Source organism: Hwangdonia sp. (assembly GCF_048381975.1).
GTDB classification, from domain to species: domain Bacteria; phylum Bacteroidota; class Bacteroidia; order Flavobacteriales; family Flavobacteriaceae; genus Hwangdonia; species Hwangdonia seohaensis.
This window is the reverse complement of the sequence record NZ_JBLWYT010000004.1, coordinates 58,630-84,975: the sequence shown is the minus strand read 5'-3', so window position 1 is coordinate 84,975 and position 26,346 is coordinate 58,630. Positions and strand designations below refer to the sequence as shown.

The 26,346-nt window shown below is 36.1% G+C and carries 27 protein-coding genes; 18 read left to right on the top strand and 9 right to left on the bottom strand.

Translation table 11 applies throughout. The features are described from left to right. Positions 1-7: 7 nt before the first annotated feature. The 18 genes from ACN5J7_RS08555 (at position 8) to ACN5J7_RS08470 (ending at position 18,551) form a co-directional block, all read left to right on the top strand. Positions 8-1,606 carry a sulfatase family protein gene (locus ACN5J7_RS08555; protein ID WP_418603586.1) on the top strand — a complete coding sequence of 533 codons (1,599 nt, stop codon included), beginning with the start codon at positions 8-10 and terminating at the stop codon, positions 1,604-1,606. 51 nt (positions 1,607-1,657) lie between these two features. Continuing rightward, the gene (locus ACN5J7_RS08550) at positions 1,658-2,329 is read left to right on the top strand and encodes a DUF6250 domain-containing protein (RefSeq protein WP_418603585.1); all 672 of its coding nucleotides are present in this window, start codon (positions 1,658-1,660) and stop codon (positions 2,327-2,329) included. 372 nt (positions 2,330-2,701) lie between these two features. Beyond that, positions 2,702-3,748, top strand: a complete 1,047-nt coding sequence (locus ACN5J7_RS08545) for a PfkB family carbohydrate kinase (RefSeq protein WP_418603584.1) — start codon at positions 2,702-2,704, stop codon at positions 3,746-3,748. Positions 3,749-3,759: 11 nt separating this feature from the next. Continuing rightward, positions 3,760-4,428 (top strand): bifunctional 4-hydroxy-2-oxoglutarate aldolase/2-dehydro-3-deoxy-phosphogluconate aldolase, encoded by a 669-nt coding sequence (locus ACN5J7_RS08540; protein ID WP_418603583.1) that lies wholly within the window; start codon positions 3,760-3,762, stop codon positions 4,426-4,428. Between the two features lie 17 nt (positions 4,429-4,445). Beyond that, positions 4,446-5,426 (top strand): TRAP transporter substrate-binding protein, encoded by a 981-nt coding sequence (locus ACN5J7_RS08535; RefSeq protein ID WP_418603582.1) that lies wholly within the window; start codon positions 4,446-4,448, stop codon positions 5,424-5,426. A 2-nt stretch (positions 5,427-5,428) separates the two neighbouring features. Then, positions 5,429-5,893: a TRAP transporter small permease gene (locus ACN5J7_RS08530; RefSeq protein WP_418603581.1), complete on the top strand. Its 465-nt coding sequence runs from the start codon at positions 5,429-5,431 to the stop codon at positions 5,891-5,893. Then, on the top strand, positions 5,893-7,191 hold the full coding sequence (locus ACN5J7_RS08525) for a TRAP transporter large permease (RefSeq protein WP_418603580.1): 1,299 nt from the start codon (positions 5,893-5,895) through the stop codon (positions 7,189-7,191). Before ACN5J7_RS08530 ends, ACN5J7_RS08525 begins: the two co-directional genes overlap by 1 nt. A 368-nt stretch (positions 7,192-7,559) precedes the next feature. Continuing rightward, positions 7,560-7,946, top strand: coding sequence for a hypothetical protein (locus ACN5J7_RS08520; RefSeq protein WP_418603579.1), 387 nt, complete (start codon positions 7,560-7,562; stop codon positions 7,944-7,946). A gap of 720 nt (positions 7,947-8,666) precedes the next feature. Continuing rightward, positions 8,667-9,503 carry a DUF932 domain-containing protein gene (locus tag ACN5J7_RS08515; protein WP_418603578.1) on the top strand — a complete coding sequence of 279 codons (837 nt, stop codon included), beginning with the start codon at positions 8,667-8,669 and terminating at the stop codon, positions 9,501-9,503. A 260-nt stretch (positions 9,504-9,763) separates the two neighbouring features. After that, positions 9,764-11,560, top strand: a complete 1,797-nt coding sequence (locus tag ACN5J7_RS08510) for a ParB/RepB/Spo0J family partition protein (protein ID WP_418603577.1) — start codon at positions 9,764-9,766, stop codon at positions 11,558-11,560. 718 nt (positions 11,561-12,278) lie between these two features. Further along, complete coding sequence (locus tag ACN5J7_RS08505) at positions 12,279-12,635, top strand: single-stranded DNA-binding protein (protein ID WP_418603576.1); 357 nt, start codon at positions 12,279-12,281, stop codon at positions 12,633-12,635. A 77-nt stretch (positions 12,636-12,712) separates the two neighbouring features. Then, positions 12,713-13,093, top strand: a complete 381-nt coding sequence (locus tag ACN5J7_RS08500) for a DUF6876 family protein (protein ID WP_418603575.1) — start codon at positions 12,713-12,715, stop codon at positions 13,091-13,093. Between the two features lie 10 nt (positions 13,094-13,103). Continuing rightward, the gene (locus tag ACN5J7_RS08495) at positions 13,104-13,301 is read left to right on the top strand and encodes a hypothetical protein (RefSeq protein ID WP_418603574.1); all 198 of its coding nucleotides are present in this window, start codon (positions 13,104-13,106) and stop codon (positions 13,299-13,301) included. A gap of 391 nt (positions 13,302-13,692) precedes the next feature. Then, on the top strand, positions 13,693-14,085 hold the full coding sequence (locus tag ACN5J7_RS08490) for a BfmA/BtgA family mobilization protein (protein WP_418603573.1): 393 nt from the start codon (positions 13,693-13,695) through the stop codon (positions 14,083-14,085). 4 nt (positions 14,086-14,089) lie between these two features. After that, positions 14,090-15,118 (top strand): MobB family relaxase, encoded by a 1,029-nt coding sequence (gene mobB / locus ACN5J7_RS08485; RefSeq protein WP_418603572.1) that lies wholly within the window; start codon positions 14,090-14,092, stop codon positions 15,116-15,118. 46 nt (positions 15,119-15,164) lie between these two features. Continuing rightward, a complete protein-coding gene (locus ACN5J7_RS08480) occupies positions 15,165-16,712 on the top strand; it encodes a type IV secretory system conjugative DNA transfer family protein (protein ID WP_418603783.1) in 1,548 nt (515 codons plus the stop codon). Positions 16,713-16,845: 133 nt separating this feature from the next. After that, complete coding sequence (locus ACN5J7_RS08475) at positions 16,846-17,571, top strand: DUF6088 family protein (RefSeq protein WP_418603571.1); 726 nt, start codon at positions 16,846-16,848, stop codon at positions 17,569-17,571. Next, entirely contained in the window at positions 17,571-18,551 is a 981-nt protein-coding gene (locus ACN5J7_RS08470) for a nucleotidyl transferase AbiEii/AbiGii toxin family protein (RefSeq protein WP_418603570.1), read from the top strand. The genes ACN5J7_RS08475 and ACN5J7_RS08470 overlap by 1 nt, the downstream gene beginning before the upstream one ends. A 461-nt stretch (positions 18,552-19,012) precedes the next feature. Here ACN5J7_RS08470 and ACN5J7_RS08465 read toward each other — a convergent pair whose 3' ends face one another. The 9 genes from ACN5J7_RS08465 to ACN5J7_RS08425 are packed head-to-tail and all read right to left on the bottom strand — an operon-like array spanning position 19,013 to position 26,258. Continuing rightward, positions 19,013-19,375, bottom strand: a complete 363-nt coding sequence (locus ACN5J7_RS08465) for a hypothetical protein (protein ID WP_418603569.1) — start codon at positions 19,373-19,375, stop codon at positions 19,013-19,015. 5 nt (positions 19,376-19,380) lie between these two features. Continuing rightward, positions 19,381-20,214, bottom strand: coding sequence for a DUF4138 domain-containing protein (locus ACN5J7_RS08460; protein WP_418603568.1), 834 nt, complete (start codon positions 20,212-20,214; stop codon positions 19,381-19,383). Between the two features lie 12 nt (positions 20,215-20,226). Then, positions 20,227-21,159, bottom strand: coding sequence for a conjugative transposon protein TraM (gene traM, locus ACN5J7_RS08455; RefSeq protein WP_418603567.1), 933 nt, complete (start codon positions 21,157-21,159; stop codon positions 20,227-20,229). 26 nt (positions 21,160-21,185) lie between these two features. Next, positions 21,186-21,800, bottom strand: a complete 615-nt coding sequence (locus ACN5J7_RS08450) for a conjugal transfer protein TraK (protein WP_418603566.1) — start codon at positions 21,798-21,800, stop codon at positions 21,186-21,188. A gap of 15 nt (positions 21,801-21,815) precedes the next feature. Beyond that, positions 21,816-22,658 (bottom strand): hypothetical protein, encoded by an 843-nt coding sequence (locus ACN5J7_RS08445; protein WP_418603565.1) that lies wholly within the window; start codon positions 22,656-22,658, stop codon positions 21,816-21,818. 2 nt (positions 22,659-22,660) lie between these two features. Next, complete coding sequence (locus ACN5J7_RS08440) at positions 22,661-23,242, bottom strand: conjugal transfer protein (protein WP_418603564.1); 582 nt, start codon at positions 23,240-23,242, stop codon at positions 22,661-22,663. An 11-nt stretch (positions 23,243-23,253) separates the two neighbouring features. Continuing rightward, a complete protein-coding gene (locus tag ACN5J7_RS08435; protein WP_418603563.1) occupies positions 23,254-25,665 on the bottom strand; it encodes a TraG family conjugative transposon ATPase in 2,412 nt (803 codons plus the stop codon). After that, positions 25,658-25,936, bottom strand: a complete 279-nt coding sequence (locus tag ACN5J7_RS08430) for a hypothetical protein (protein ID WP_418603562.1) — start codon at positions 25,934-25,936, stop codon at positions 25,658-25,660. The genes ACN5J7_RS08435 and ACN5J7_RS08430 overlap by 8 nt, the downstream gene beginning before the upstream one ends. 34 nt (positions 25,937-25,970) lie before the next feature. Beyond that, positions 25,971-26,258, bottom strand: coding sequence for a hypothetical protein (locus ACN5J7_RS08425; protein WP_418603561.1), 288 nt, complete (start codon positions 26,256-26,258; stop codon positions 25,971-25,973). Positions 26,259-26,346 lie beyond the last annotated feature (88 nt).

Sequence of the window (26,346 nt, the reverse complement as noted above, 5' to 3'; positions counted from 1 at the left end):
AATAAAAATGATGACTCTAAACAAACAAACCTTCTATGTATATATCCTGTTATTTTTTGCTGTTTTAGCTTGTAAAAAAAAGACTTCAGAAATAAAAGGTACTAGTGAAACATCAAATGAAAACCGACAAAAACCGAACATCGTTTTTATTTATACCGACGATTTGGGCTATGGCGATGTTAGCGCGTACGGCGCTACAGAAATTAATACACCTGCTATTGATGCATTGGCCGAAGATGGTATTTTATTTGAAAACGCCTATGCCACGGCAGCTACGTGTACGCCCTCGCGCTATTCCGTTCTAACAGGAAATTACGCATGGCGAAAAAAAGGTACAGGTGTTGCCAAAGGAGATCAGGGTTTATTAATCGATACCGCTAGAACAACATGGCCAAAATTATTAAAAAGTGCCGGATACAAAACGGGTATTGTGGGGAAATGGCATTTAGGCTTAGGGGGTAATGATGGTCCTGATTGGAATGGAATAATTAGTCCTGGTCCATTAGAAATTGGATTTGATTATTCATACTTAATTCCAGCAACTGGCGATCGCGTGCCATGTGTTTTTGTAGAGAATCACCATATTGTTAATTTAGATGCTAACGATCCTGTTCAGGTAAACTATAAAGAAAAAATAGGCGATTGGCCCACGGGAAAAGAGAATCCAGAATTGTTAACCATGAAACCTTCACAAGGACATAACAATACCATCATTAATGGTATTAGTAGAATAGGGTATATGACTGGCGGAAAAGCAGCACTTTGGGACGACGAAACCATACCTATGCAACTAGTCGATAAATCCAATAAATTTATCGACAACGCCAAGGAGCAGCCTTTTTTCTTACTACTCTCTACACATGACATTCATGTGCCTCGAGTAGCCAATAAACGCTTTCAAGGAAAGAGTGGTATGGGGCCAAGAGGTGATGTGATTTTGCAGTTGGATTGGACTGTAAATGAAATTGTAAAAACGCTTAAAAATCAAAATTTACTTGAAAACACTATAATAGTATTTTCTAGTGACAACGGACCAGTTGTTGATGATGGCTACAAAGATCAAGCTAGAGAATTACTTGGTAACCATCAACCAACGGGCGGTTTACGGGGTGGTAAGTATAGTGCTTATGAGGGGGGGAGCAAAATCCCATTAATAATCCGATGGCCAAAGGGTAAAAACAAAGGAATGGTTTCTAACGCTTTGGTGAGTCAGGTTGATTTTTTAAGTTCTTTTGCTGCTTTGGTGGGTGTTAAAACTATACCAGATGATGTTATTGACAGCCAAAATCAGATAGAGGTATTTCAAGGTAAAAGTACCACAGGAAAAACGTCATTAATTCAAGAAAGTTTTATGGGGCCATTATCATATGTAGAAGGTGACTGGAAATTTATTGAACCTTTAGATGGACCTAAACTGGTGCCATGGGGACCTATTATTGAAACGGGTTTTCAACGATCACCGCAATTGTTCAATATTAAAAAGGATCCCCGTGAAAATTATAATTTGGCTTCAAAATTTCCCGATAAGGTAAAAGAAATGGAAGAAAAATTGAGTCATTTAAAAGAAGATGGTTTCTCTAATCAGCACGAAGTGAATTTGAATTAACAGTGGTTTTAAAACATCATTGTTTTCCAAATAAATTAATATAATCGTTTTATGAAATACATAATTATTGGCTTTTTTATGCTATTGAATTTGGGATGTAAGAGCTCTAATATGTGGTACCAAAATTTTTTGGGTAATTCAGATAATTGGGTCGTAGAACAGCAACCAAACGGGCAAGTCATATTTAAAAACCAAAGTATTGAAATTATTGATGCTAAAGGCTGTACCATTTGGTTCAAGGAAAAGCTGAAGGCACCTATAAGAATTTCATACGATGTGACCATTGTGGATCAAGGAGGTAAGTACGATAGGGTTTCAGATATGAATTGTTTGTGGATGGCAAACGACCCGAAGCATCCTGACGATTTTTTTGAAGGTTCCAAATCACGAGCTGGACATTTTCCTAATTACCATCATTTTACAGCTTATTATGTCGGATATGGTGGTCATCATAATACAAAAACCAGATTCAGACGCTATGATGGTAATGTGGATAGGCCGCTATTACCGGAGCATGATTTATCTGATAAAAAATTCATGATAACAGCCAATAAAAAACTGCATATTGAAATTACAGTAAAAGATAGCGTTACAAGTTATACACGTAATGGGGAAGTGATTTATAAGTTTTTTGATTTGCAACCATATACCCAGGGTTACTTTGGCTTTAGAACGGTTAACAATCACATGAAAATCGAAAATTTTAAAGTTCAAAAATATTGAGTGTAATTGAAGCCTTTGTCGGATTAATGATTAAGCTTAATTGAACAGACGAAGAGTTTGTTATCAGCTAAAAATAACCTTTCCCTATACTCTTCGGGTTACAATTGTGAGGTATAAGGCACGATTAAAACGTTTAATATTTGCTTCTTGTAACCATATTGACTTGGATGTGCAAAATAGCAAGTCGTTTGTTTTGTCATAAAACGGTGGCTTTATGCTGTAATAAAAGATTTAATTTTTTTCGTTTGGTATCAACTTAACCAATGAATATCTATTTAACCCCCTAAGTTGGGTAATTTCCCCCCTATACTTTTTTATGTTAATTCCGAGCTTTACATTAAAAATTAAACAGATTATTTAATAAAATAACAAATGAGCAAAGTAGTAACATTCGGAGAAATTATGTTGAGATTGGCCCCACAGGGTTTTTTAAGATTTTCACAGGCCAACAGTTTTGATGTGGTTTACGGAGGAGGCGAGTCAAACGTAGCGGTATCTTTGGCAAATTACGGGGTATCGGTAGATTTTGTAACCCGTTTGCCAAAAAACGACATCGGCGAATGTGCCATGATGGAAATGCGCAAACGAGGCGTTGGCGTAGACAAGATTGTTTGGGGTGGCGACCGTTTGGGGATTTATTTTTTGGAAACCGGCGCTGTTTCAAGGGGCAGCAAAGTGGTTTACGATAGGGCGCATTCCGCCATTGCAGAAATAAAATCAGGAATGATCGATTGGGATGCCGTTTTTGAAGGCGTGGAGTGGTTTCACTGGACAGGGATCACGCCGGCCATTTCACAAGGCGCAGCCGATGTTTGTTTGGAAGCCGTTAAGGCCGCAAGCGCAAAAGGCATTACCATCTCAACAGACCTAAACTATCGTGCTAAGCTTTGGACGTTTTGCGATGATGCGCACCGGGAAAAAATAATGACCGAACTAACATCGTATTGCGATGTTGTTCTGGGAAACGAAGAAGATGCCGAAAAACACTTTAATATCCACCCGGAGGGATTGGATGTCCATAAGCACGGGCACGATGTAAAGGCCGAGGCGTTCTTGTCCGTTTGCAAGCAAATGATGGAAAAATTCCCAAGGGCAAAAAAAGTAATCACAACCTTAAGAGGGTCCATTTCCGCATCCCATAATACGTGGGCCGGTGTTTTATACGATGGCAAAAAAATGTACCAAACGCGCCAGTACCAAATAACCGATATTGTTGATCGCGTGGGTGGCGGCGATTCCTTTATGGGCGGATTGATCTATGGACTGTTGAAATATCCGGAAGACGATCAAAATGCGCTGGATTTTGCAGTGGCCGCATCATGTTTAAAGCATACCATAAAAGGCGATGCCAACTTGGTAACGGTTGCCGAAGTAGAAAAATTAATGGGCGGCGATGCCTCGGGGCGTGTTGCACGATAAATTATAATGATATGGCACAATTTTCAAGATTAGAAGTAGCTCAGGCCATGAAAGAAACAGGCATGATCCCTTTGTTTTTTCATGACAATTTAGAATTGAGCAAAGACATATTAAAGGCTTGTTACGATGGCGGCGCAAGACTAATGGAATTCACGGCACGTGGCGATTTTGCCCACGAGGTTTTTGGGGAATTGACCAAGTATGCCATTAAAGAATTACCGGGAATGATTATGGGCGTTGGCTCGGTAACCGATGCCTCAGCTGCCTCTTTGTATATGGCATTGGGCGCAAATTTTATAGTAACCCCAGTGCTGAGAGAAGATATTGCAATTGCTTGTAACAGGCGAAAAGTACTGTGGTCTCCCGGGTGTGGCTCTTTAATGGAAATAGCTAGAGCCGAAGAACTGGGTTGTGAGATCGTAAAACTGTTCCCGGGCGATTTATACGGCCCAAAGTTTGTAAAGGGCATCAAAGGCCCGCAACCATGGACCAGCATTATGCCAACGGGAGGCGTTTCCCCTACCGAGGAAAACCTGAAAGGATGGTTCGATGCCGGTGTAACCTGTGTGGGCATGGGCTCCCAATTGATTTCCAAGGATATTATAACCAACAAGGATTATAAAAAACTAGAGCAGGATGTAAAAAATGCTTTGGGTATTATTAAAGCACTTAAAAAATAAATTCAAAAAACTAATTAATGAATAAAGCAACTTCAGCCTTACTAGTCTTGTTCATAGCCCTCGCTTTGTATTCATGTGAAACGTTTCAAAAAGCAAAAACCATCAAATTGGCTCACGGCTTGGATATCAGTCATCCTGTACATAGAGCTATGATGTATATGGCTGATGAGCTAGAGAAAAACTCAAAAGGTCAATTAAAACTAGAATTATACCCCAACCAGCAATTAGGATCTGAACGTCAGTGCCTAGAGTTGTTGCAAATAGGTAGCTTAGGTATGACCAAGGTTTCTGCTGCTGTAATGGAAAATTTTTCTCCAAATATGCAAGTATTTGGTTTGCCATTTTTATTTAGGAATCGTGAGCATAGGTTTAATGTTTTAGATGGTGCTATTGGAAAAGAATTATTGGACGGCGGTCAAAAATATTGGTTAAAGGGTTTAGGCTATTACGATGCTGGTAGTCGAAGTTTTTACACAAAGGAAAAGCCAGTTGAATTGCCATCAGATCTTGAGGGTTTAAAAATAAGGGTTATGGAAAGCGTAACTGCCATGAATATGGTGAGTAGCCTTGAAGGTTCCCCTACGCCAATATCCTCAGGAGAGTTATATACGGCATTGCAGCAAGGCGTTGTTGATGGTGCTGAAAATAATCCACCAACATTTTATTTGTCAAGACACTATGAGGTTTGTAAATTCTTTTCTCTAGACGAACACACTTCAATACCGGACGTATTAGTAATCAGTACGCATTTATGGAAGAGCTTGTCTACTGAAGAACAATCATGGTTGCAAACAGCGGCAGATGTTTCGGTGAAATACCAAAGAAAATTATGGGCTAAAGCAGAACAGGAAGCCTTAGACGCTGTGGTTAAAGCAGGTGTTAAAGTCGTAAGACCGGATAAATCATTATTTAAAGAAAAGGTGATATCTATTTATGAAGATTATAGAGATAATGAGCCCATTTATAATCTTATCGATAGAATTCAAGAAACTCAATAACTATGGAACTAAGAAAAAAAGTTGATTATGTTTTAGGTAGAGTTCTGGCTATCATCATGGGAGTTATGGTTGTTAATGTGCTTTGGCAGGTTTTTACCAGGTTTGTAGTTGGTACACCAAGTTCATTTACAGATGAGCTGGCACGTTACCTTATGATTTGGGTAGGTGTTTTGGGAGCTGCCTATATTTCTGGAAGACGAATGCACGTGGCTATAGATTTATTGCCGGCAAGGTTAAATAAAGACGGACAAGCCAAGCTAAAGAAGTTTATCAACTGGATTATTATTGTTTTTTGCTTTTTCGCATTAGTAGTTGGAGGACTACGCTTGGTATATATAACATTTTCTTTAGGACAGTACTCTCCAGCCTTACAAATTCCGCTTGGCGTGGTCTATTCAATTATTCCAATAAGTGGCATCCTCATTATTTTTTACAAACTTACAGATATATTAAACAAAGAATTATAATGGAATATTTACCAATGCTCATTTTAGTATTTAGTTTTATTGGTTTGCTTTTAATAGGGGTTCCGGTAGCGTGGAGTATTGCTATTTCATCATTGCTAACCATGATGGTTAGTATCCCTATGCTTCCAGCACTTACTACCGTTTCTCAACGTATGGCAACAGGTCTAGACAGTTTTGCATTACTAGCAATTCCATTTTTTGTCCTCTCAGGACAACTTATGAATAAAGGTGGTATAGCGCTACGTTTGATCGATTTTGCCAAGACATTGGTAGGGTCGCTTCCTGGTGGGTTGGCCTTAATAAATGTTATTGCCGCAATGCTAATGGGAGCTATTGCAGGTTCTGCAATGGCATCAGCATCAGCGATGGGGAGCATATTAGGCCCTGAAATGGAAAAGGAGGGTTACTCAAAAGAATTTGGAGCAGCGGTAAATATTACATCATCGACCACAGGCTTAATTATTCCGCCTAGCAATGTTCTTATTGTATATTCGTTAGCAAGTGGCGGTGTATCTATTGCAGCTCTCTTTATAGCAGGTTATATTCCGGGTATTTTAACAGGTCTACTTCTTATGTTGGTCGCTTCATTTTGGGCTAAAAAGAAAGGCTATAATGTAGGCAAAAGGAGTACATTTATGGAAGTTGGTAAAACTTTTGTAAGGGCATTTCCTAGTTTAATGCTTCTTGTAGTAGTAATTGGAGGTATTGTGGCGGGTATTTTTACTGCCACGGAAGCTTCAGCAATAGCCGTGCTTTACACTCTTATTTTAGGCTTTGTTTATAAAGAAATAAAATCAAAAGATATTCCACAAATTTTATTAGAGTCTTGTGGTACCACAGCCATAGTGATGCTGTTAATTGGTGCGTCCATGAGTATGTCTTGGGTGATGTCTTTTGAAAATATTCCTCAAAGCATTAGCTCTGTGTTATTAACCATAAGTGACAATCCAGTAATAATTCTTTTAATCATTAACCTTTTGTTATTGTTTGTTGGCATTTTTATGGATATGACACCTGCTGTATTGATTTTTACGCCTATATTTCTGCCTATCATTACTGATTTGGGAATGGATCCTGTTCAATTCGGTATTATTATGGTTTTAAATCTATCGATTGGATTATGTACTCCCCCAGTGGGTTCGGTGCTCTTTGTGGGTGTTGGCGTGGCTAACACAACTATCGAAAAAGTGGTAAAGCCTTTGCTTCCTTTGTTTTTAGCGATGATCGTTTCCTTGTTTCTTGTAACTTATTTTTCAGAATTAAGCCTGTGGTTACCAAGGGTATTTGGATTGATATAAAGTCTTGTTTTTATAAATTTAAAAGACAAGCTTGAAAATATGGAATGCCCAATTAATGTAAAAAAAAGAGATTTATACGTTTGTTAATAAAACAGTATGGTAGTACAGCTAGCATTATTATAATGATAAACTCATTATTCAGGACGAGTCACTATTAAAGTTGGTTGAAAATATCAAGTTAGGAACCAAAACACGTACTATCCGAAATTATATTAAAAGTCGCAGAGATAACGAACTCGAATATGCTGAACATGAAAAGAGAAGAAAGTATTTAAGACATTTCTGAATTCTATAAATAATAGATTTAAATTAAGTAATTGTAAAAGACAAATATTTTGTTTTATGTAGAACACGAATAGGGGTTAGGTATGTTTGATGAATTAAAATTTTTTTATTTACGCTTTAATTATTCTGATGAAAAAGGTTTCATTTTAAATGTGCCAAGCTTAACAAAAGGAGAACATTTGTCTATTGGCTTTGATAATAAAAAAAGACAATTCAATGTTCATTTTACCGATGATACAATTAATGAGGCTGGTGCTAAAAGAAGAAATTATATTTTTACGCTTTCTGCGTTTCGCTTCTTTCTTTTCTTAAAACGTTTTGAGTTATTATACAGTCAAAGTATGATTAATCTTCTATTAACTTCAAAAATCAATCTTGGTAAATTAAAGAAACATAAACTAATTATAAATACATTTATTACTTCTGATGAAGCTGAAGATAATCTTATTCAAAAAAAAAAAGAATGGTAAATACTTGAAGTTTAGAAAAGACTTTGATTTAGATAATATTTTAGAAAGTTTCGAATATCTTGATGAATTAGATGTCTTAGACAATAATTTTTATTATGTTTTTAAATTAAATAACAATAATTTATCAAAGCAAGGCATCATCTTTAAATTTGGGAATTTGAATAGTCTATATTTTATCCCCATAAAAAAATATAATCACTTTATAAAGCAGATGGGAATTGCTATGTACAATCTTTTAACACATACCCATCAGAAGAAACTTTACCTTTCAGACAACTAATGTACGAGCGTCTTAAACATCCCTATTTAAATGATGAAGTTGGTAAGGAATAGTAAAATCAGCCATTTCTTCACACTCAGCACATTTCTCTAAATTCCGTTGCTCTGCATTCCGAGTAAAGAGCTTCACTAACATAGGTCTTGGACACAATTCCAAAGTTTTAGATGTCCACTTCGCTTGATCCTGCCTAATCCCGAAACTTCGGGAGCAGGAACGCAATATTCCCAATAGAAAAATTTGAAATAGCGTCCGCTTAAAAAAAAGAGAGTTATTCATACAATATGTGAAGCAAGTTAAACTCGTAAAATACACCCATCAAAAGACTACGGCATAAAGCCATTGCAACATCCAACGCTTGTTTATTCCGTTTCCTTTTGAGCTGTGATTTCAGCTTCCGTTTGGTTCTAGCTTAAATATTGTTTAATCTAAAATCAGATATTATGTATTTAAGTAATTTACAACAAGATGAGATTTTTGTTTCTTCAGAAATGAAATCCTTAAAGAGCCTCACGCAGATGGAATCTCGTAGAGGACTTGAAAATGCCATTATCTCAAATGGTAAAATCGTGAATGTGGTATCAAACAGTTATGGCCATATTCCCAATCAATTATTCTTCAAAAAAGCAGAACAGATGCTTTTGGATGCTGGACTAAATTATCACAAACGAAGCGTTAATAGAAACGATAGGTCTTTTATTATAGATTTTATCATTGAAGATAGCAACCAGTTTAAATTGAAAAACAAGGAGGATTTAATACTACCCATGCTACGATTTAAAAACTCGTATGATGGTAGTGAAAAGACTTCCGGACATTTTGGTTTTTACAGAAAAGTATGCTCAAATGGATTGCATGTTTCACAGGCAGAAATTGAGTTTTCCATTAAGCACAGCAAAAATAATACAGAATTGATTATGCCAAGGATGAATGGCTTATTCGATAAGTTCCTGAACAATGAATTTTATACCATTGTCAAGAAATTTGAAAAGTTGAAAGACTTTAAAATCATCGACACCAAAGAATTTGTAAAAGCCATTTTGGATAAAACAAAACTGTTCAGATATGAATGTAGTGATAAAAACGAAGAGCCTTCAAAGAAATCCCGTGAAGTTCTTGAAACCTTGAACTACGAAGCACTACTGCTAAATGACGAGCCTAATTTATGGTTAGGGTACAATGCCTTCAATGCGATGTTGCACAATACATTGAAGAAGACATTTTCACAACAAGAAAAGTGGGATAAAAAACTATTCAATGAAATATATGAAATGGCTTAACACCTGATAATCAAAGGTTGCTCTAGTACCTTAAAACTAGAGTTTTTTTTAGATTCATACTTTATTTCTGCTAAAAAAGGGGAGAGATATCTATATCAATATTGGTACAAAGATAAACCCGCAAAATATTATCATCAAAAGACTACGGCATAAAGCCAGGGCTTCGCCAACAACTCATTTATTCCGTTTCCTTTTGAGCAGAAATTTTGTCTTCCGTTTGGGTTCTGCAAAAATATTGTTTAATCTAAAATTTAAGTATTATGACAACAAAAGCGAGTACTGAAAGTAAAAACGGAAAGGCATCAGCCACCATTAAAAATGAAGTCAAGAAGAAATTGACGCAACGCGCCATTGGACTTCAAGTTCAAGAATTACCTATTGGAAGGATTATTCCTGACCCAATGCAACCAAGAAAAACCTTTAACGAGGAAGCGCTTAAGCAACTGTCTAAAAGCATCGAAGAACACGGTGTCCTACAACCTATTACCGTTCGAAAATCCGGAAAGGATTACAACATCGTCATGGGAGAGCGTAGATATCGCGCAAGTAAATTGGCGAAAAAGAAAACCATTCCGAGCATCGTTAGGGAATATGATAATAATGATGTTCTGGAAATTCAAATTATCGAAAATCTGCAACGGCAGGATGTTGAGCCTACCGAAGAAGCCGAATCGGTTGCGTTCCTAAACGAAAAATACTCGCCAACGGAGATTTCAAAACGGTTGGGAAGAACCGAAAATTTTGTAAGGCAACGTTTAAAATTGGCAGGTCTAATCGAAGGTTTTAAAGTCTTTGTCCGTAATGGCGACATGACGATTTCATTAGGCGTCGGTGTTGCGCTTTTCGAGCCAGAGGAACAGCAAATGATGCTGGAAACCATGGGCGAAGAATTTAATGCCTATCAAATCAATCAGATGATTAAAAACCAGACCTATGATTTGGGGAATGCACCTTTCGATGTGGTCGATGACAAATTGATTACTAAAGTTGGAGCATGTACAACATGTCCATTTAACGCAGCAAATCAAGGTAATTTGTTTGGCGATGGTAAAATGGTGTGTACAAAATCAACCTGTTATGAAACCAAGAAAAACAAGTCGTTTTTGAACCTGATTGAAAATTCGAAAAAAGAGAATGTGTTGTTGATTCCTGAAATTCGCAAATACTGGGCAGATGACGACAATAACCAACTCATTATATCGCAATTGGAAAAAAAAGGATTGAAGGTTTATCTTTTGGACGATGTTGAAATAATTGAAGAGCCGATTGAGCCTACAATGGAAGCAATTAAGAATGAATACCAACATTACGACTATTCTGAAGATGAGCTGAAAGCTGAGCTTGAAGGAGGGATTGAGAATTACAAGGAAGAATTGGAAGTGTATAATTCCGCAAAAGAAAATGGATTTGAAAATGGCATTATCTTTCATCCAAAAACCTATGTTCACAAAGCAATCTTTGTGAAGGTATTAGAAGATTCAAAAACCGAAAATTCCACATATTCCGAACCGTTGGCAAATAGAAAAATGGCAGAGTGTTCGCCTGAAGAGCAAATCGTTAAAATCAACGAAAGGGAAATCCGAAAAAAGCATATTGAAAACAACAAGCAGTTTGAAGAAGTTGTTCAGATGATTCGTCAAACCGATTATATAGAAAACAAGAAACCGCTTTCGGTAGATGAAATGGTAGCTTTCTCATTAACCTTATATGAAAACAATGTAGACTATGTGGGTCGTCAAAAACACTTTACAGAATTATTGGGAAACACTTCCAAGAAGACTGATGTGGAAACTGTCGAGAATTTCAAAAAGAATTTCAAAAAGGAAACCTTTTATAAGCTCATTCGATACATACTTACCAAGCAAGTACATTTTGGAGAAAGCAATCACGTTAATAACTTGACGAACATTTCATTCTACAATGCGATGCAAGGGTATTATAAAATTAAAATTGCCAATATTGAAAAGGAATATGCAGAAGAGAGAAACAAGCGTGAAACACGTTTGAAAGAGCGCATAGAGAAACTTGAAAATAAAATTGAGGAATTAAACGATTAGCTTTTGTTGTTGGAAGTAAGGGCCGGCATTCGTGCTGGCTCTTATTTTTTAGTGTCCATTTAGGAAAGCGGATATGAACTAATTACAACTATACAATTAATATCATTGCAAAGTCCCGTAAAAGTGAAGTCATTCAGCACATTCCTCTACATTCCACAAAAAGCTTCATTTCGAGAAAAGAGCTTCATTAACAAAGGTCTTGAACACAATCCCAAAGTTTTATATTTCCTCTTTGCTTGACCCTGCCGACATGGAAATACAAAACTTTGAAATAGCGTCCGCTAAATAGAAAAATAAACTGCATTTTGTTCCACTTCCCATGATTCTGTATTTCACAAAGCATTTTGGTTCACAACCCAAGCCACAACTGCCATACCTTTTTTTGACAGCAAAATAACAACATTCAGCTTTGAACGACAGCATAACCAGGCTCACTTCGACTGTGCTCAGCGCAGGCTACCCTCGCACCTTTTATATGTCTAAACAAAGCTGAATATTGGAGCGCACCAAGCAACAAAAAGAAGGTAACAGTGTCGGCTCTATGGGAAGTAAATCTAAAACAGATCTTATGAAATCTTACAAAATCAATAAAAAGGAAGCGCAGCAAAAGTTAAAAAAACAAAAAAAGGAAAACGCTCTGGATATAATAAGTAAATCAATAACAAAGCCTTTCTGAATGGTTCAGACAGGTAAATATTAATCTTTAAATCTTTTAATTATGAGTACTCTAAAAAACAAAGTACAGTTAATTGGCAACGTAGGAAACGAGCCAGAAACCACAAACCTTGGAAGCGGAAAGAAAGTTGCAAAATTTTCAATCGCAACCAATGAATCTTATAAAGATTCCAAGGGAGAAAAAGTGACAAACACCCAATGGCACAATATCGTGGCATGGGGTAAGATTGCCGAAATCGTTGAGAAATATGTAGGCAAAGGAAAAGAGGTAGCGTTAGAGGGAAAATTGACCTCACGCTCTTATGAAACCGCAGCCGGTGAAAAAAGATACGTTACCGAAGTGGTCGTAGATGAGATCTTGCTTTTGGGAATCAAGGGCGAGGATAACGCTACTAAATAATTGAAAATTAAAAGAGAGCGTTCCTGTCGAAAAGTTGCGCTCTCTTTTTCATTATTAACTTTTAAAAAGAAAAAACAATGAATGATAAAGTTAACAAAATAAAGGCCGATTTGCAACATTTTTGTGGTACGGAAATGTTCTTTAAAATTCCACTGATTGGGACTCGTTTTACCGATGGATTAAAATATCTGGCCAATGAAGCGGAATGCTTTTGGTTGATTACGGATGCATCCGTAATTGCTAAAAGCCTTTCAAATAGAAGCCGTTTTATTACCATTGATTTTAAGCGGCTTTCTGAAAAGGAACAGTTTGAAAAGCAATGCGAAGCCATCATCAAATATAGCGATGGGAATGGCAATATTTTTGAAACGCACAGATATAATGTAACCGACTTTCCCTTGGACGAATTGCGATTGTTTTTTGTAGACAATACGCTAATGCTTCCAAGTGAATATTAAAATATCCGTTATGGTATATCTCAATTATACGAACCTCGATAACGAAACCCAACAGCGGTTGGTTTCGGTTTCCAAAAAAGATGTGGAACGCAAATTTGGAAATGAACTGAAACGATACGCCGAAGAACATCATGTGGAATATGATACACTTTTGGAAGAAGAAGCTCTGAGAAATCTGTATTCTTATGACTATGTTTTTAATATTTAAAATCGAATTATTAACCCAGGACCTTTAAGTTTTTGAAGGTCTTTTTTTATTCCCATATTTTATATTCTGCATCAAAAAGAGCGGTTTGGTGAAGATACTTTTAAACTTCAAATTTAACACTCTTAAAAAATCTAATTTCAATTGGTATTACAAAAAAAGCCATTACATTTTTGGATGTCATGGTAATCATTTTTGTCCCGACAGGTCGGGACGAAAAGGAATAGCAAGAGGGTAACACGCTGGCGCGATGTTTCGATTTTTGATTTTTTCAAAACCCTAGTAAAATCAACGCCTTTCGACGATTGATTGTTTTGGGTTTTGAGTTTTGAAAATGGTTTTTTCAGAAAAAATCCTCGCAGCCCAATAAAAACGACAAATTTTTTCAGAAAAAATGGATAAAGGATATGAAAAAGAGCGGTTTGAGAAGCTCGGTATCAAAACTTCAGTAGCAAACCGTTTTCGGGAGTTTAGTAAAAAAATGTCTAAATCACAATCGATGACATTGCTTTTGATGTTGGACTTTTTTGAGGAGAATGGCATTTCGCCAAATGAAACTTTGGGACCAAATATGCAAACATTGGAGAGCGAAATCAAGAAGCGAATAAACGCGGTAATCGCCATCATAAAGGATATCGAAAAGAACCACGACAAACCCACAACTGCCATGTTGCAATCCTTGTTTATGGGATTTGAGCCTAAACCCAAAAAGCTCATTTTAGCGAAAGAAATCAAAGACATAAAAATTCAGTCCGGGGAAAAGAAAGATTCAAACAATCAATTATAAAATTATGTACATCACAATCACGGCCCAAAAATTAGGCGGGGACTATTCACAAAGTTCTGCGGATTTTGTCGAGTATTTGGAGAAGGAAAATCAAGGTTTGGAACAAGAAGAAATAGGGCATTTTTTTAATCATTATGGCAATGAAATTAAAGCAAAGGAAGTGGTCAGGGAAATCGATGGCAACACGGCAAAGCTCAAAAAGAAAGAACCTAAGTTTTATTCAATTACTGTGAATCCCAGTAAATATGAATTGAAAAAATTGCAGAATAGTTCCGAAGATTTAAAAAGATATACCAGAGCGATAATGAACGATTATGCAGCGTCCTTCAATCGTGAAATTAATGGTAAACCGATAACCGTTGACGCTATAAAATACTTTGCGAAAATAGAACACCAACGCACATTTAAAGGCACCGATAAACAGGTAAGGGAAAACCAACCATATGCCTCAAAAATACTTCAACTGAAAACCGATATACGGAAAACTGAACAAGGGCGATTGGATGGAAATATCAAGAAAATGAAATCCGAAATAGCCAAACTCGAAGCCGAAGCACCACACCGACAAAACGGAAGGCGGATTGTCCAGGGCATGAAAAAAGCGGGGAATCAAAGTCACGTCCATATCATCGTGAGCCGAAAGGATGCATCGAATTCCGTGAGTTTATCGCCAGGATCCAAACACAAAGCTTCTGAAGTCCGGATGCACGGCAAAATTGTAAAGCGTGGGTTTGACAGAGATGCGTTTTTCACAAAAGCCGAAAGCACTTTCGATAAAACGTTTGGTTACAAACGCAACTACGCAGAATCGTATAGATCGAAGAAAGATTTCATTAAAAATCCAAACCTGTACTTCACAACATTGTTGGGATTGCCGGCAAGTGAGAAAGCCTTGGCTTTTAAAATACTCGCAAAGTCTGGAGTGCCCATGGCGAGCATTCCAACCAATCAAGTGCAACTGGCCCTCAAAACCATAAGGTATTTAAAACGTGGTGTGGATATAGCGATTAAATCAGGTTCAATAGGTATATAAGATGGAAATTCAAGGTGTCACATTTACGATTGGATTACTGTTTGGAATGAGCTTGGTGTTTTCGAGTCTATTCAAAATGACGAGATATGCCTTTTTTATAAACCTCTTTTTAACTGGAATTTGTCTAGGATTGCTTTTTAAATTGAGCCCTTATTTGATACCATGGTTTGTACAGTTACTTTATATCGGTTGTCCACTTTTGCTTATCAATACGGTCCTGTATGTCTTTCTTCACAAGGAAAATGAAATTTTGGGTTCCAATGATAAGCACCAGGTTCATTTTAAATTAAAGCGAGGAAATTTCAAAATAAACAACATCAAACGAGGCGCATCAATCATTGGTTCGGCAGGAAGCGGAAAAACAGAAAGCGTAGTTTTTAATTTTCTTCGACATTTCAGCAAGCACGGGTTTTCCGGTGTGATTCACGATTACAAGAATTTCGAAATCACGGAAATGGCATTTCCTTTATTTGAAAAAAACGGGATTGATTTCAAAGTGGTTTCTTTCGATACTATCCATGACCGCGTGAATCCTATTGCACCAAGATACATGGCCAATGAAGAAAGCGTAAATGAAGTCGCTCGTGTACTAATCGAAAACCTATTGGAGCAAAGGGAGTCCGGAAGTACAGGGACAACAAAGTTTTTCAATGATGCGGCTGAAGGGCTGATTGGTGGTTTGATTTGGATGCTGAGAACCTATTATCCACATTTGTGCACATTACCACATTTAATAGCGATTTACCAGTTTTTGGACACGGATAGTCTGATCGCTTTTTTGAGTTCCAACACAACATCGAGAGCGATGGCGGACGCCTTTATTAGCGGTAAGGATTCCGATAGGCAGACCGCTGGTGTAAAAAGCACTTTGGCCAATGCGCTCAAAAAAATAAGTACGCAACGTATTTTTATGGTATTATCCGCAGATGATGTTCCGCTAGATATAAATAGCCAGGACAAGCCTCTAGTAATTTCAGTAGTCAATAATCCGAAATATGAGACTGCCTATTCGCCGATCATTGCGACTATTATCCATACGATTACAAAACAAATGAGCGTGCGAAATTCGAATGCATCGTTTTTGTTGTTGGAAGAAGCACCAACGATAAGGTTATTGAATATGCACAGGATTCCCGCCACATTACGAAGTTATGATATAGCTACCATTTATGTGATGCAGGACAAAATACAGAATGACATAATGTATGGAGATAAGACGAGCAAGGCGATTTTAAGTAATCTGTCGTATCAATTCTTCGGAAAAGTAAACGATCCGGACACGGCGAAATATTATGAGCGTTTTTTTGAAATCGTAAAGAAAGAAACAACAAGTGTCAATCGAGGACATAATCTTAATTTTGATACACGAATTACAACGGGAGAACGCGAAGTCGCTAAAATCAGGGCTGATGTGTTCTTTAGGCTAAAAGAAGGCGAATTTATTGCGTTCGCAGATGGTAAGGACAGGAAGGTTCAATTTAAATTGCCCAAAATTGAAAAGCGATTACCAGCGAGACAACGGATCTATTCTGAAGCAGACTTACAAGCTAATTTTGATAGGGTTTATGAGGAGGTGAAATCAATTTTTAAATAATTAATTAATAGAACCCTTATCTAGATGAATAAAAACTAATTATGGAACGATTTTTGTTTTTAACTGTCAAGTAAATAATGGAAAAAACTTGACAAATGATGTTAAAAATGATTATCTTTGTGCTATTATAACTATGAATATAACAGCATCCATAAAAACCAAAGTTGCTCGTATAGGTACTGGAGAGGTGTTTACATACGATACGTTGTCTATTCCCCAAAATGAATTTTCTGCTGCAGCTAAAGCTTTAAGTAGATTGGTTGCCAATGGAGTTATCAAGAGATATAAAAATGGGATGTACTATAAGCCCAGGCAAACGGTTTTTGGAGAACTTAAACCAAAAGAAGATGTATTGCTTAAGAATTACCTCTTTGAAAACGATAAGCAAATTGCTTATGTAACCGGTGTTAGATTATATAACCAACTTGGATTGACCACACAAGTTCCTAATGTCGTGAGACTGGCAAGTAAGGATAAGGAAATAAAGACAAAAATAGGAAGCCTTATTATTAAACCTGCAAAGAGTTATGTTCGGGTTACAAAAAAAAATGTGCCATTGTTACAGCTCTTGGACGTCATGAAGGATTTTAAGAACATTCCAGATATGGATAAAAAGATAGGTGTTGATTTTCTAAAGGCAAAAATAATAAACCTATCGGATGAAGATAAGGGAAAGTTGGCCCATTTTGCAAAAGCATACCCGCCAAAGGTTAGGGCTTTGTTGGGAGCAATTCTTGAAGTTCTTTTGCTTAACAAATTGAGCGAGTCGCTAAAAGAAACCATAAATTATTTGAGTAGTTATGAATTTGGAATACCCGAAAAAATATTGCCTACTATCTCAAACTGGAACATCACCTAATGAAATTACACAACTATAAAGATGCTTTTGAGGGTGCCATTGTTGCCACGGCACAGCATTTTGGAATTGCCGAAATCTATGTAGAAAAAGATTACTGGGTAACCTTTGCACTCAAACAGATTTTTACTGATAAAACCTCAAAGAACATTGCTGTTTTCAAAGGTGGCACATCCCTATCCAAATGCTTCGGAATTATTGAACGTTTCTCGGAAGATATCGATATGGTTGTGATAAAAGACGATGGAGAAACAGACAGTTCCTTGAAACGAAAACTCAAAAAAGTGACCAGTACATTGGAAACTGTTATGACCGTCATTCCCGACCATCCTTTGGAGAACAAACGAGGAAAAATAAGGAAAGTGGTTTATGGTTATGACAAGGCAGGTGTGAAAGGGGCGTATGGCCAAGTGAGAGACCAGATCGTATTGGAAGTGTCAAGCCTTGGTAATTCACATCCATCAGAAAGTGTTAATGTGCACTCAATGGTTACGGAGTTTATTGCCACAACCAATAACCCAGATTTAATTAAAGAATTTCAACTTGAACCGTTTGCGGTAACGGTAATCAGTATTGAACGTACTTTTTGCGAAAAAATAATTAGCCTGGTTCGGTTTTCATATACCGAAAACCCGTTGGAGGATCTTGCCAATAAAGTCCGCCATACCTACGATTTACATCAATTATTACAGGAAAGGAGAATTTTAAAATTTTTGAAATCTGATGATTTTGAAACAATGCTTATACAAGTTGGAAAGGATGATGACAAAGCCATCCCAAATGATAAAGTATGGCTGTCTAAACATCCATCAGAATCGTTGTTTTTTAGCGAAACGAAAAGGGTTTGGGAAACATTAAGCAAAACTTATGCAAGTTCTTTTAAAGAGATGCTTACAGGAGAATTGCCTAATGAAAAGCTTATACTTAAATCGTTGCTGAGTATAGCATCAAAGATTAAAGAAATAAAATGGAACATTAATTAAGTCCGTCATATGTTAAGGCAACGCTTTATTTTATAGTTTATTTTGCGTAATTTTTCCTCACAACCTTAATGCTGAAAATTAATTTTTATACTTAAATACAAATAAGTAAAAGCGGGTTTTTTTGAAATCTTATTAGCATGATCTTTGTGACTTAAGATGATGACATATATTTAGGGGGTCTAATAGGTGTTCTAATAGGTGGTCAAGAAGGTGGTGTAACAGATAAAAAAATAAATAAGGACATAGATGTTTAGAAGAATTGACTCTTAGACAAAAAGAAATTCTTAAAATGATAGCAACTGATAATAGAATAAGTCCTTCTGGTATTGCAGAATTTTTACATATAACGAATTCGCTATCCAAAAACATCTTAATAATATAAAGGAAAATTATTTAGAGCGTATTGGTGGTACCAGAGGGTATTGGAAAATAAAGTTGAAATAAAAAACAATTAAAGCCATTCACAAAGGCGCGTTTTCCCCTGTACCTTTCTCCGCAACCAACCATTTACCATCAACTTTTTCAAGCTTAAAAGTCTCAGGCTTATCTTCAAAAGAAGTAGAAAACTTTACCCAAGCTGTATTTCCATTAACAGATTCTTTAATTAACTTAAAATTTGAAGCGTCATCTGTCCCAGGAGCAACTATAGCTTGAACAGACATAAACGATGCATAGCTTTCTGGGGTTGTATGCTTTTTTAATATAGAATTGTCATTTTTATAAAAGCTCTCCACAACAACTTTGGCGGTATCAGTATGTGATAATTGGGATTGTGTGCACCCCATGAATAACATAATCAATAAATACAGTATCATCTTTTTCATAATATTTAATTTGGGTTATTAATTGTTCTATTTGATATTTTCAGTTTTATATTACGTTCTCCATTTTTCTCATTGAGTTCCAGCAAAACCAAACGCTCGCTACTTATAGAGAACTTGGGAATGACATATACTAATTTGGTAATTTGACCTTTCTTAATTTTTAACGGCATGTTATATTCAAAAACAGGTTCTAAGTAGAGTGTTTGTAATGATTTTTTCTTGCCTTTTTTTCTGGTTTGGATAGTTAGATTTAAGAAATTTACATCATAATCTAAAGACGATTTGTTTTCAACAGTTATCACAAAGTATAATTCTTCTTTGTCAAAAACGATATTTTCAACCCTTAGAATAATTCCATCAGTACGTTTTCTAAGCTTCCCAATGTGCTGTCTTCTTTTTACCAAATATGAACAAAAACGTTCATAATAATTGGATTTAAAATTGAATTGTTCAATTGAATTATCTTTATCATCAACAGTTCTGGTAATTGGTCTTTCATTACCAATAGCTGTCGAATCTTGAATAAAGTAATTCAACTTGCTCAGTACTTTCTGATACCTTACAATATACGAAAAAATCGAACCATTGTTGTTGATTATCAGTAAATTACTTTCATTTCCCGGTGTGGCTTGCAATAAACCAAAGTACTGTTCTTTTTCTCTGTTATAGGTAAATACAAAATTATCAGCCCCTGTAATACCTTGCCGGATTGGGTTAGGGAAGAAGAGTGCCACATTTTTATGGTCGTTGGCATAAATGGTGTCTAAAATAATTTGTGGTTGTGCTTCAACGAAAGCGGAAACCAAGATAAAGCTGACTACTATTATCGGATTTTTCATAAGAGTTATTTTTTATTGATTTAATGAGGCTTTTAAAATGAGTTTGTAATTATTAACTACCGAAACTTTAACATTACGGTTACTGCGTTGAAAGATTCTCTTAACGCCATTTACCTGTGGCACGCCGGCGATATTTATATCATCCACAACATCTTCAACAACTTCTCTTTTAACATCAGCTCGAAAACTGTTTTCAACATAGATGCCTTCACTTCCATCTTGTAAATCGAAAGCCTTGAGTTTTACAGCTTGATGTTGAATATTTTCAATCTCTATTAGGGCGCGATTAGGTTGAAAGCTTATAAAGCCATAAACCGGTGTATTTTTGGGAACGACCCGATTATTGATTAGCGCATCTTTAATTAATAGCATTCTTAAACGATAGTTTGCTCTTACGGTTTGATTTCCATCGACTGAAACATGAATTACCGAATCTGTTTTTAAAAGATTATAGCGCGAATCGGTTTGTGGATTAGAAGCAAAAAACAGTTTGTGTTCCAGTCCAATCTCTTTGATTTCAATATGTTGCCCAATTTCAGGAGCCATGCTGTCTCTGTTTTTTGTTTTGTCAAAAACAACCTTTGGTTCAGAATTCCGATATTGATTTTCCGTATAATCTATTTTACCATATCGATATATGCTATCGACTATGCGGTGCTTTTCTTTCTCAATTAAATCTGGGTCGTAAAAGCCCAGGGAATCAATAAGTTTTTCATCGTAGATACTTGGTGCGTTGGTTTCGCGTACCTCTTTAAGGTCGTTAATAGCATCAAGTTTTGTGGAATAATCCTCTTGTTCTTGTTCAAGTTCTGGTACAAGCGTTTGCTTTAAGTTCTTGTTTTCTTCAGAATCATCTTCCATTATTAAAACGGAATAGGAGATAAGGAAAATAAGAACAACTGCTATAACAGAACCAAATACGATTTTATTCTTTTCTAATTTCATAATACTTGGTGTTTGAGTGTAAATTATCATTGTCCATTATGGACTTTTTTTAATGTGTTTTCAAAATAATTTGTGATTAGCAGTCCATGAGTGTTTTTAGGGTAATTGCGATCAACCACAATAATATTTCCGGTTGAAACCAGCTCATAAGAATCGACCACCGTTCCCCGATTAATTTCAAATATGGTTTTGGTTTGGAATTGATAAGGTTCGACTTGTAAATCCAATTGCGATTCGATGCTCAGAACTTTTTGAACCAATGAGTATTGTAATAATCGATTGTAAACACCATCGGCTTTTTTCTGGCGGTAAAGATTATCTACCGAGCTATTTCCAAGCCATAAAGCTTTCTCAAGATTCTTTTCATAATTGCTAGCATCTATGTTATAGAAGTATGAGTGAAACAATTCCAGATGCGCCAGAGCTTCAACCTTAAAGTTTTCTTTTTGAACCACCCATTTTAAAGGAATGACAGTACCATCTGTATTGATGGCAAAAGAACTGTTGAGCGCTTTTTTATGAATATCGTAAACTACCCATCCAGAAAACGCGCTAGAGCCCAGTGCACAGACAACTACCGCAAGCACGATAAATCGGTTTATTTTTAAAACGGCATATATGTTTTTGTATGATGTTTTCATGTTGCGTGATTAGCGTTAAGAAGTAAAGAGTCTTAAGGTGAATGTTACTGCTCGTCTGTACAATTTGAATTTTAGAAATACAATAAAGACCACAGATCCTAATTGAACGACTGGTGAGAATAGACGACTTCCAACATCAGTTCCAAATAGATTAACCCAGAAATTGGTGTTTATTTCTGTATAGATGGCATTGATAAATACATTGACTAAAAAGAAGGCAGGAACAAGCATGTAAACAGCAGCATACAATTTAAAAAAAGTATAAGCCATGGAACGAAATTTTTCAAATACCGCAAGACTTAATACCAAAGGAAAAAAGGCCTGCATGATACCTAATAGAAAATAGCGTTCGGCCAAAAAAAGCGGGTAGATGAAAAGGTCCAATATCCAAAGGCCAAGACTTATAATAAACGCAACGATTTTCCACCCAAAAAGGGGAGTAACCAATGCATCGTATAACAATGCCATGGCTTTTTTTGTGGCTTCAATGACCCCCACATCTTCCTCAATTGGAATATCCTGCATTTGAAGCGGTAGGAGTGCGGGAGCTGTATTTCTGTATTGAGACTCTATGGCTACAAGAACACCATCAAAGAAACCTAAAATTTGAGTTGAGAAAATAACCAAGAGAACAATCGCAAAATTCTTTGCAAGTTCTGCTGGACTCAGCCCCCAGGTATAACCTTCTTTATTGGCAATGCCTTCGTTGTACTTTTTAAGGATGTTGACCAAGAAAAAGAGCACAGCGAGTGTTTTCATTCCAGCAATAGTGTATTGTGAAAAATCACTATTTTTTATTATTTGAAAAACAGCATCGATGTACTCTAATCCTATCCCTAAAAAGAAAATTGTAGCCATTATTAGTAGTTTGTTTCTCTGTTATTGATTTTGTCCTGCATTTTTCTAAAAGAAATAATATCACGATAGCGTTCGGTTTTTTTTGTTATTTCCGCTACCATTTCATTCGATTCAATTTCTTTCTGCTTTAGGATCCCAGCTCGTTCGGCATCCGTCATTTTCAGGAAATTATTTGATAATATTTGTTCGATAAAATTCATGCTCTCTAGGGAGCTTTCTATAATGCCGTTGAACGAATCTGAAATTCGATTTACCTCTTCAGGTTTGATATAAGGCGAGTTTAGAATCTCACGTAAATCGTCCCGAACCACATTGAAAAGGGTTTGATTGTTCTTTGCCATTTCTTTAATGGCCTTTAGTTGTTTTATAACATTATTTACTTTTTCAATGTTGTCTTTTTGTGTTTTGAGAAACTGAACCGTTTTTAATAATTGAGAGGTCTGTTTCGCAGATTCTACAAGTGATTTTGCAAGACTTATAAAATTGGTATTGTCATAAACGGGCATTCCTTGAGCCTTAACAATGCCAGGCATTAAAAAGGTCAAGGCTATTGCCAATACTAATGTTTTGATTTTTGTTTTCATAGTTTCTGTTTTTAAGATGAATATTCATTTTTTACGTATTCGTTAATCGCTTTTTCCATATTTTGGTTCTTTGCATAAAGCTTCATAATGGCTTCATTTTCTCTACCGTCTGTGAGGTAAGCAGCGTAAACTTCTTTTGGTACTTCTAACCGGAAAATGTTGCTTTCTTTTCCGATTTTGATAAACATTTCGGTATATTTTCTTGGTCCGGTAAGGTTATTTTTAATGGACTTTAATTGATTAAGATCATGGCTTGAAAGGTTCAATCGTTTTTGTAATTCGTCGTACCCTTTCTCGTTATTCAGACTGTAAATAACTTGTGTGTTTTCAAGAATACTTGCTGAAGTGGAATTGTTTGGCAATTGATTAATGGATTGGAGAATAATACCAATAGCACCATTTTGTTTTCTAATGGCTTGGTAGTAGAACTCTACACTTTCCAGTACGTTTTCAAACTTCAGTTGTTTGGCAAACTCATCAAATAATATGATGCCTTTTTCAGCTCTGTTTTTCCAAATGGTTCGCTGGATGGCAGACTTAATCAGCTTCAACATTACGGACAAAATTTCCTTATTGTCCTTTACTTCGTCAAGTTCAAAAACGATCAAGCGTTTGTCTTCAATCTTAAAGGTTTGGTCTTCGCTAACTTCAAATAAGAAGCTGTAAAGCCCATCGCCGACATATTCGGATATGATGTGAAGAAAGTTTGTGATATTGAAATAATCCCCATGAATCTTCAATTGCTCTAAAAGATTATCTCTTCTGGTTTCAATAAACATGTAAAAACTGTTGAGGGAGTGGTCTTTTGAAACTTCAGTATAGTAATAGCGAAGTATTTTTTTTATGGATACGGATTCTGCCTTAGTCACTTTTAAATCTGAAGCAAACAGTTCGAATAAAAACACCGATAAATCTTCAAGGCGTTCAGGAGTTATGTCATTTAAATTATTAATGTAAAATGGATTAATGCCAAGGTTTTTACCACTTTCATATCGTAGAACGGTATATTGTTCAGGGTATAATTTTGCGAACTTGGTGTAAGAACCTCCCAAATCAATAATAACCAGTCGAACACCACTTTCAAAATATTGACGCAATATGTTATTGGCCAAAAACGATTTACCTTCTCCGGTTGGCGCAAATATGGCAAAGTTTCTTGCCTTGATCCGTTTTTTATCCTCATCCCAAACATCTTTTAAAACAGGAATGTTATGTTCTCTATCATTAAAGATTATGCCTGTTTTATCTGTTTTGTAATTGCTGTTATTTATAAGAAGACACAGGGCGTGTTTTAAATCGGTTACATATAAATCTTCGTTTGAGAAGTTGGATGAAAAGCAGCAGTAACTATTTAAAATGTAATTTTTACGTTCTTCGCCTCTAGGGTAATAAGGAATGATGTCGATTTCCTTGAGTTCGGTTTTTATTTTAGATGCTATTGTGCCTAGCTCTCGGGTTTCCCGAGCCCAGTAAATGATATTTAAATGACCTCTGATAACACGGGCCTTATCATCAGAGTTGATTTGATTTAGGATGTGTTGTATTTTTTTTAGAACCACTTTATTCTGTGAACCAAAGTTGGAACTTTTGTTTAGCACTTCAACTTTCTTGTCCAGCAGTTTGCGCCATTTCTGTTTGTCATCCAAATAGATGATTTGATTTACAATATGGTTTTCATTTAGGGTAAGACCGATGCCATCAATAAATCCTTGATGAAACACAAAGTCGTCAGACGTAAAACGCTCATTGGTTTTACTCGTTTGTACACTCTCTCCAAAGCATAGTTCATTATTTACGGCCAAAGCATCAAAATAATGTTCGCCAATATTGGTGTTTTCTTTTTCAAGAACCATATCTGTGTCAAGACCGCTATTAAATCCATTGAAATAGTTATTGGTTAACTCGTGTATAGCTTTTTCGTGCATGGGAAGGAATTCCATTTTACGACTGTTATTAATAAAAGAAACGGAATCACTGACCGTCTCAACGAAGGTATTGGTATGGGTGTCAATGTCTTGCACCACCTTTTTGGATACTTTTTTAAAGGGATTTACATATTTGCTATTATTAAGCGCATTGTTTTTTGTCAATATGAAGAACAAATAACATTGATGTTCCATATACTCACGACCCTTAAAATGTTTGTTTGTTGCTCGCTCTAAGAATGTGTCATTTGGTAATTCGTCCGATGTGTAAGTCTTTTTGAGATAGATATCTTGTTTATGCACAACACAACCGGTAGGCAATGATTTAATGGCTTGAAACCATGCACCGTGCATATCCTCAAAATCTTTTTCTGAAAGGGAATAGATTTCTGGAAGCGAACCTTTAAAACATAAAACTACATTACCATTATTGGCAAAAACAACATGTTCTTGAATGTCTATAATCGGGTAATAGGATTGTAAATTTATCTTATTCATAGTCTAATGCAGTTGATTTTTTATTACTGATAATCTTTGGGAAAACTTTTGAGAATTCAAATAATCGAGGGTTGTGTGCAAATCTTGTCAATGCGATATAAAGCGCTGCATTGAAAGCTAGCACACCTATAATTATCACAAAACTAAAAGAGAAGATGATGACTAAAAGTGACGCTATAACAGCAATCATCATGAGAGCAAACATAGAAACAGGCAGCCCGAAAATCATCGCCCGTTTCCTAATGTTTTTATATACTTCGTATTTCTTCATACAGCTATTCTAATAGAGCCCTTGATGAGGGTCGTTATACCACGATGCTTATGAGGTATGTAAAGATGCCTACCACTGCACCGGCTATTAGAACAAAAACAAGAACACGGGTAATCCCTTTTTTTAGGTCTGCGTTTTCACCAAAGAAATGACCAGCATTGAACAGGAATCCAATAAGGAAAATGACACCTAAAATGATGGGGAAAATGGTTCTAATGGTGTCTGAAACATCGTTTACAGAGTCTTCAATACCTCCAATTTGAGCAAAGCTTGAAGTTGACGATAGAAAGAGTGCTAGTAATACAAAAATTGATTTTTTCATAACTAATAGATTTTAAATTATTTAGTATCTGAGTAGTACGTCATACTTTGCCGTCTGCTAAGATTTTTGTGAAATCTATTATGAAATG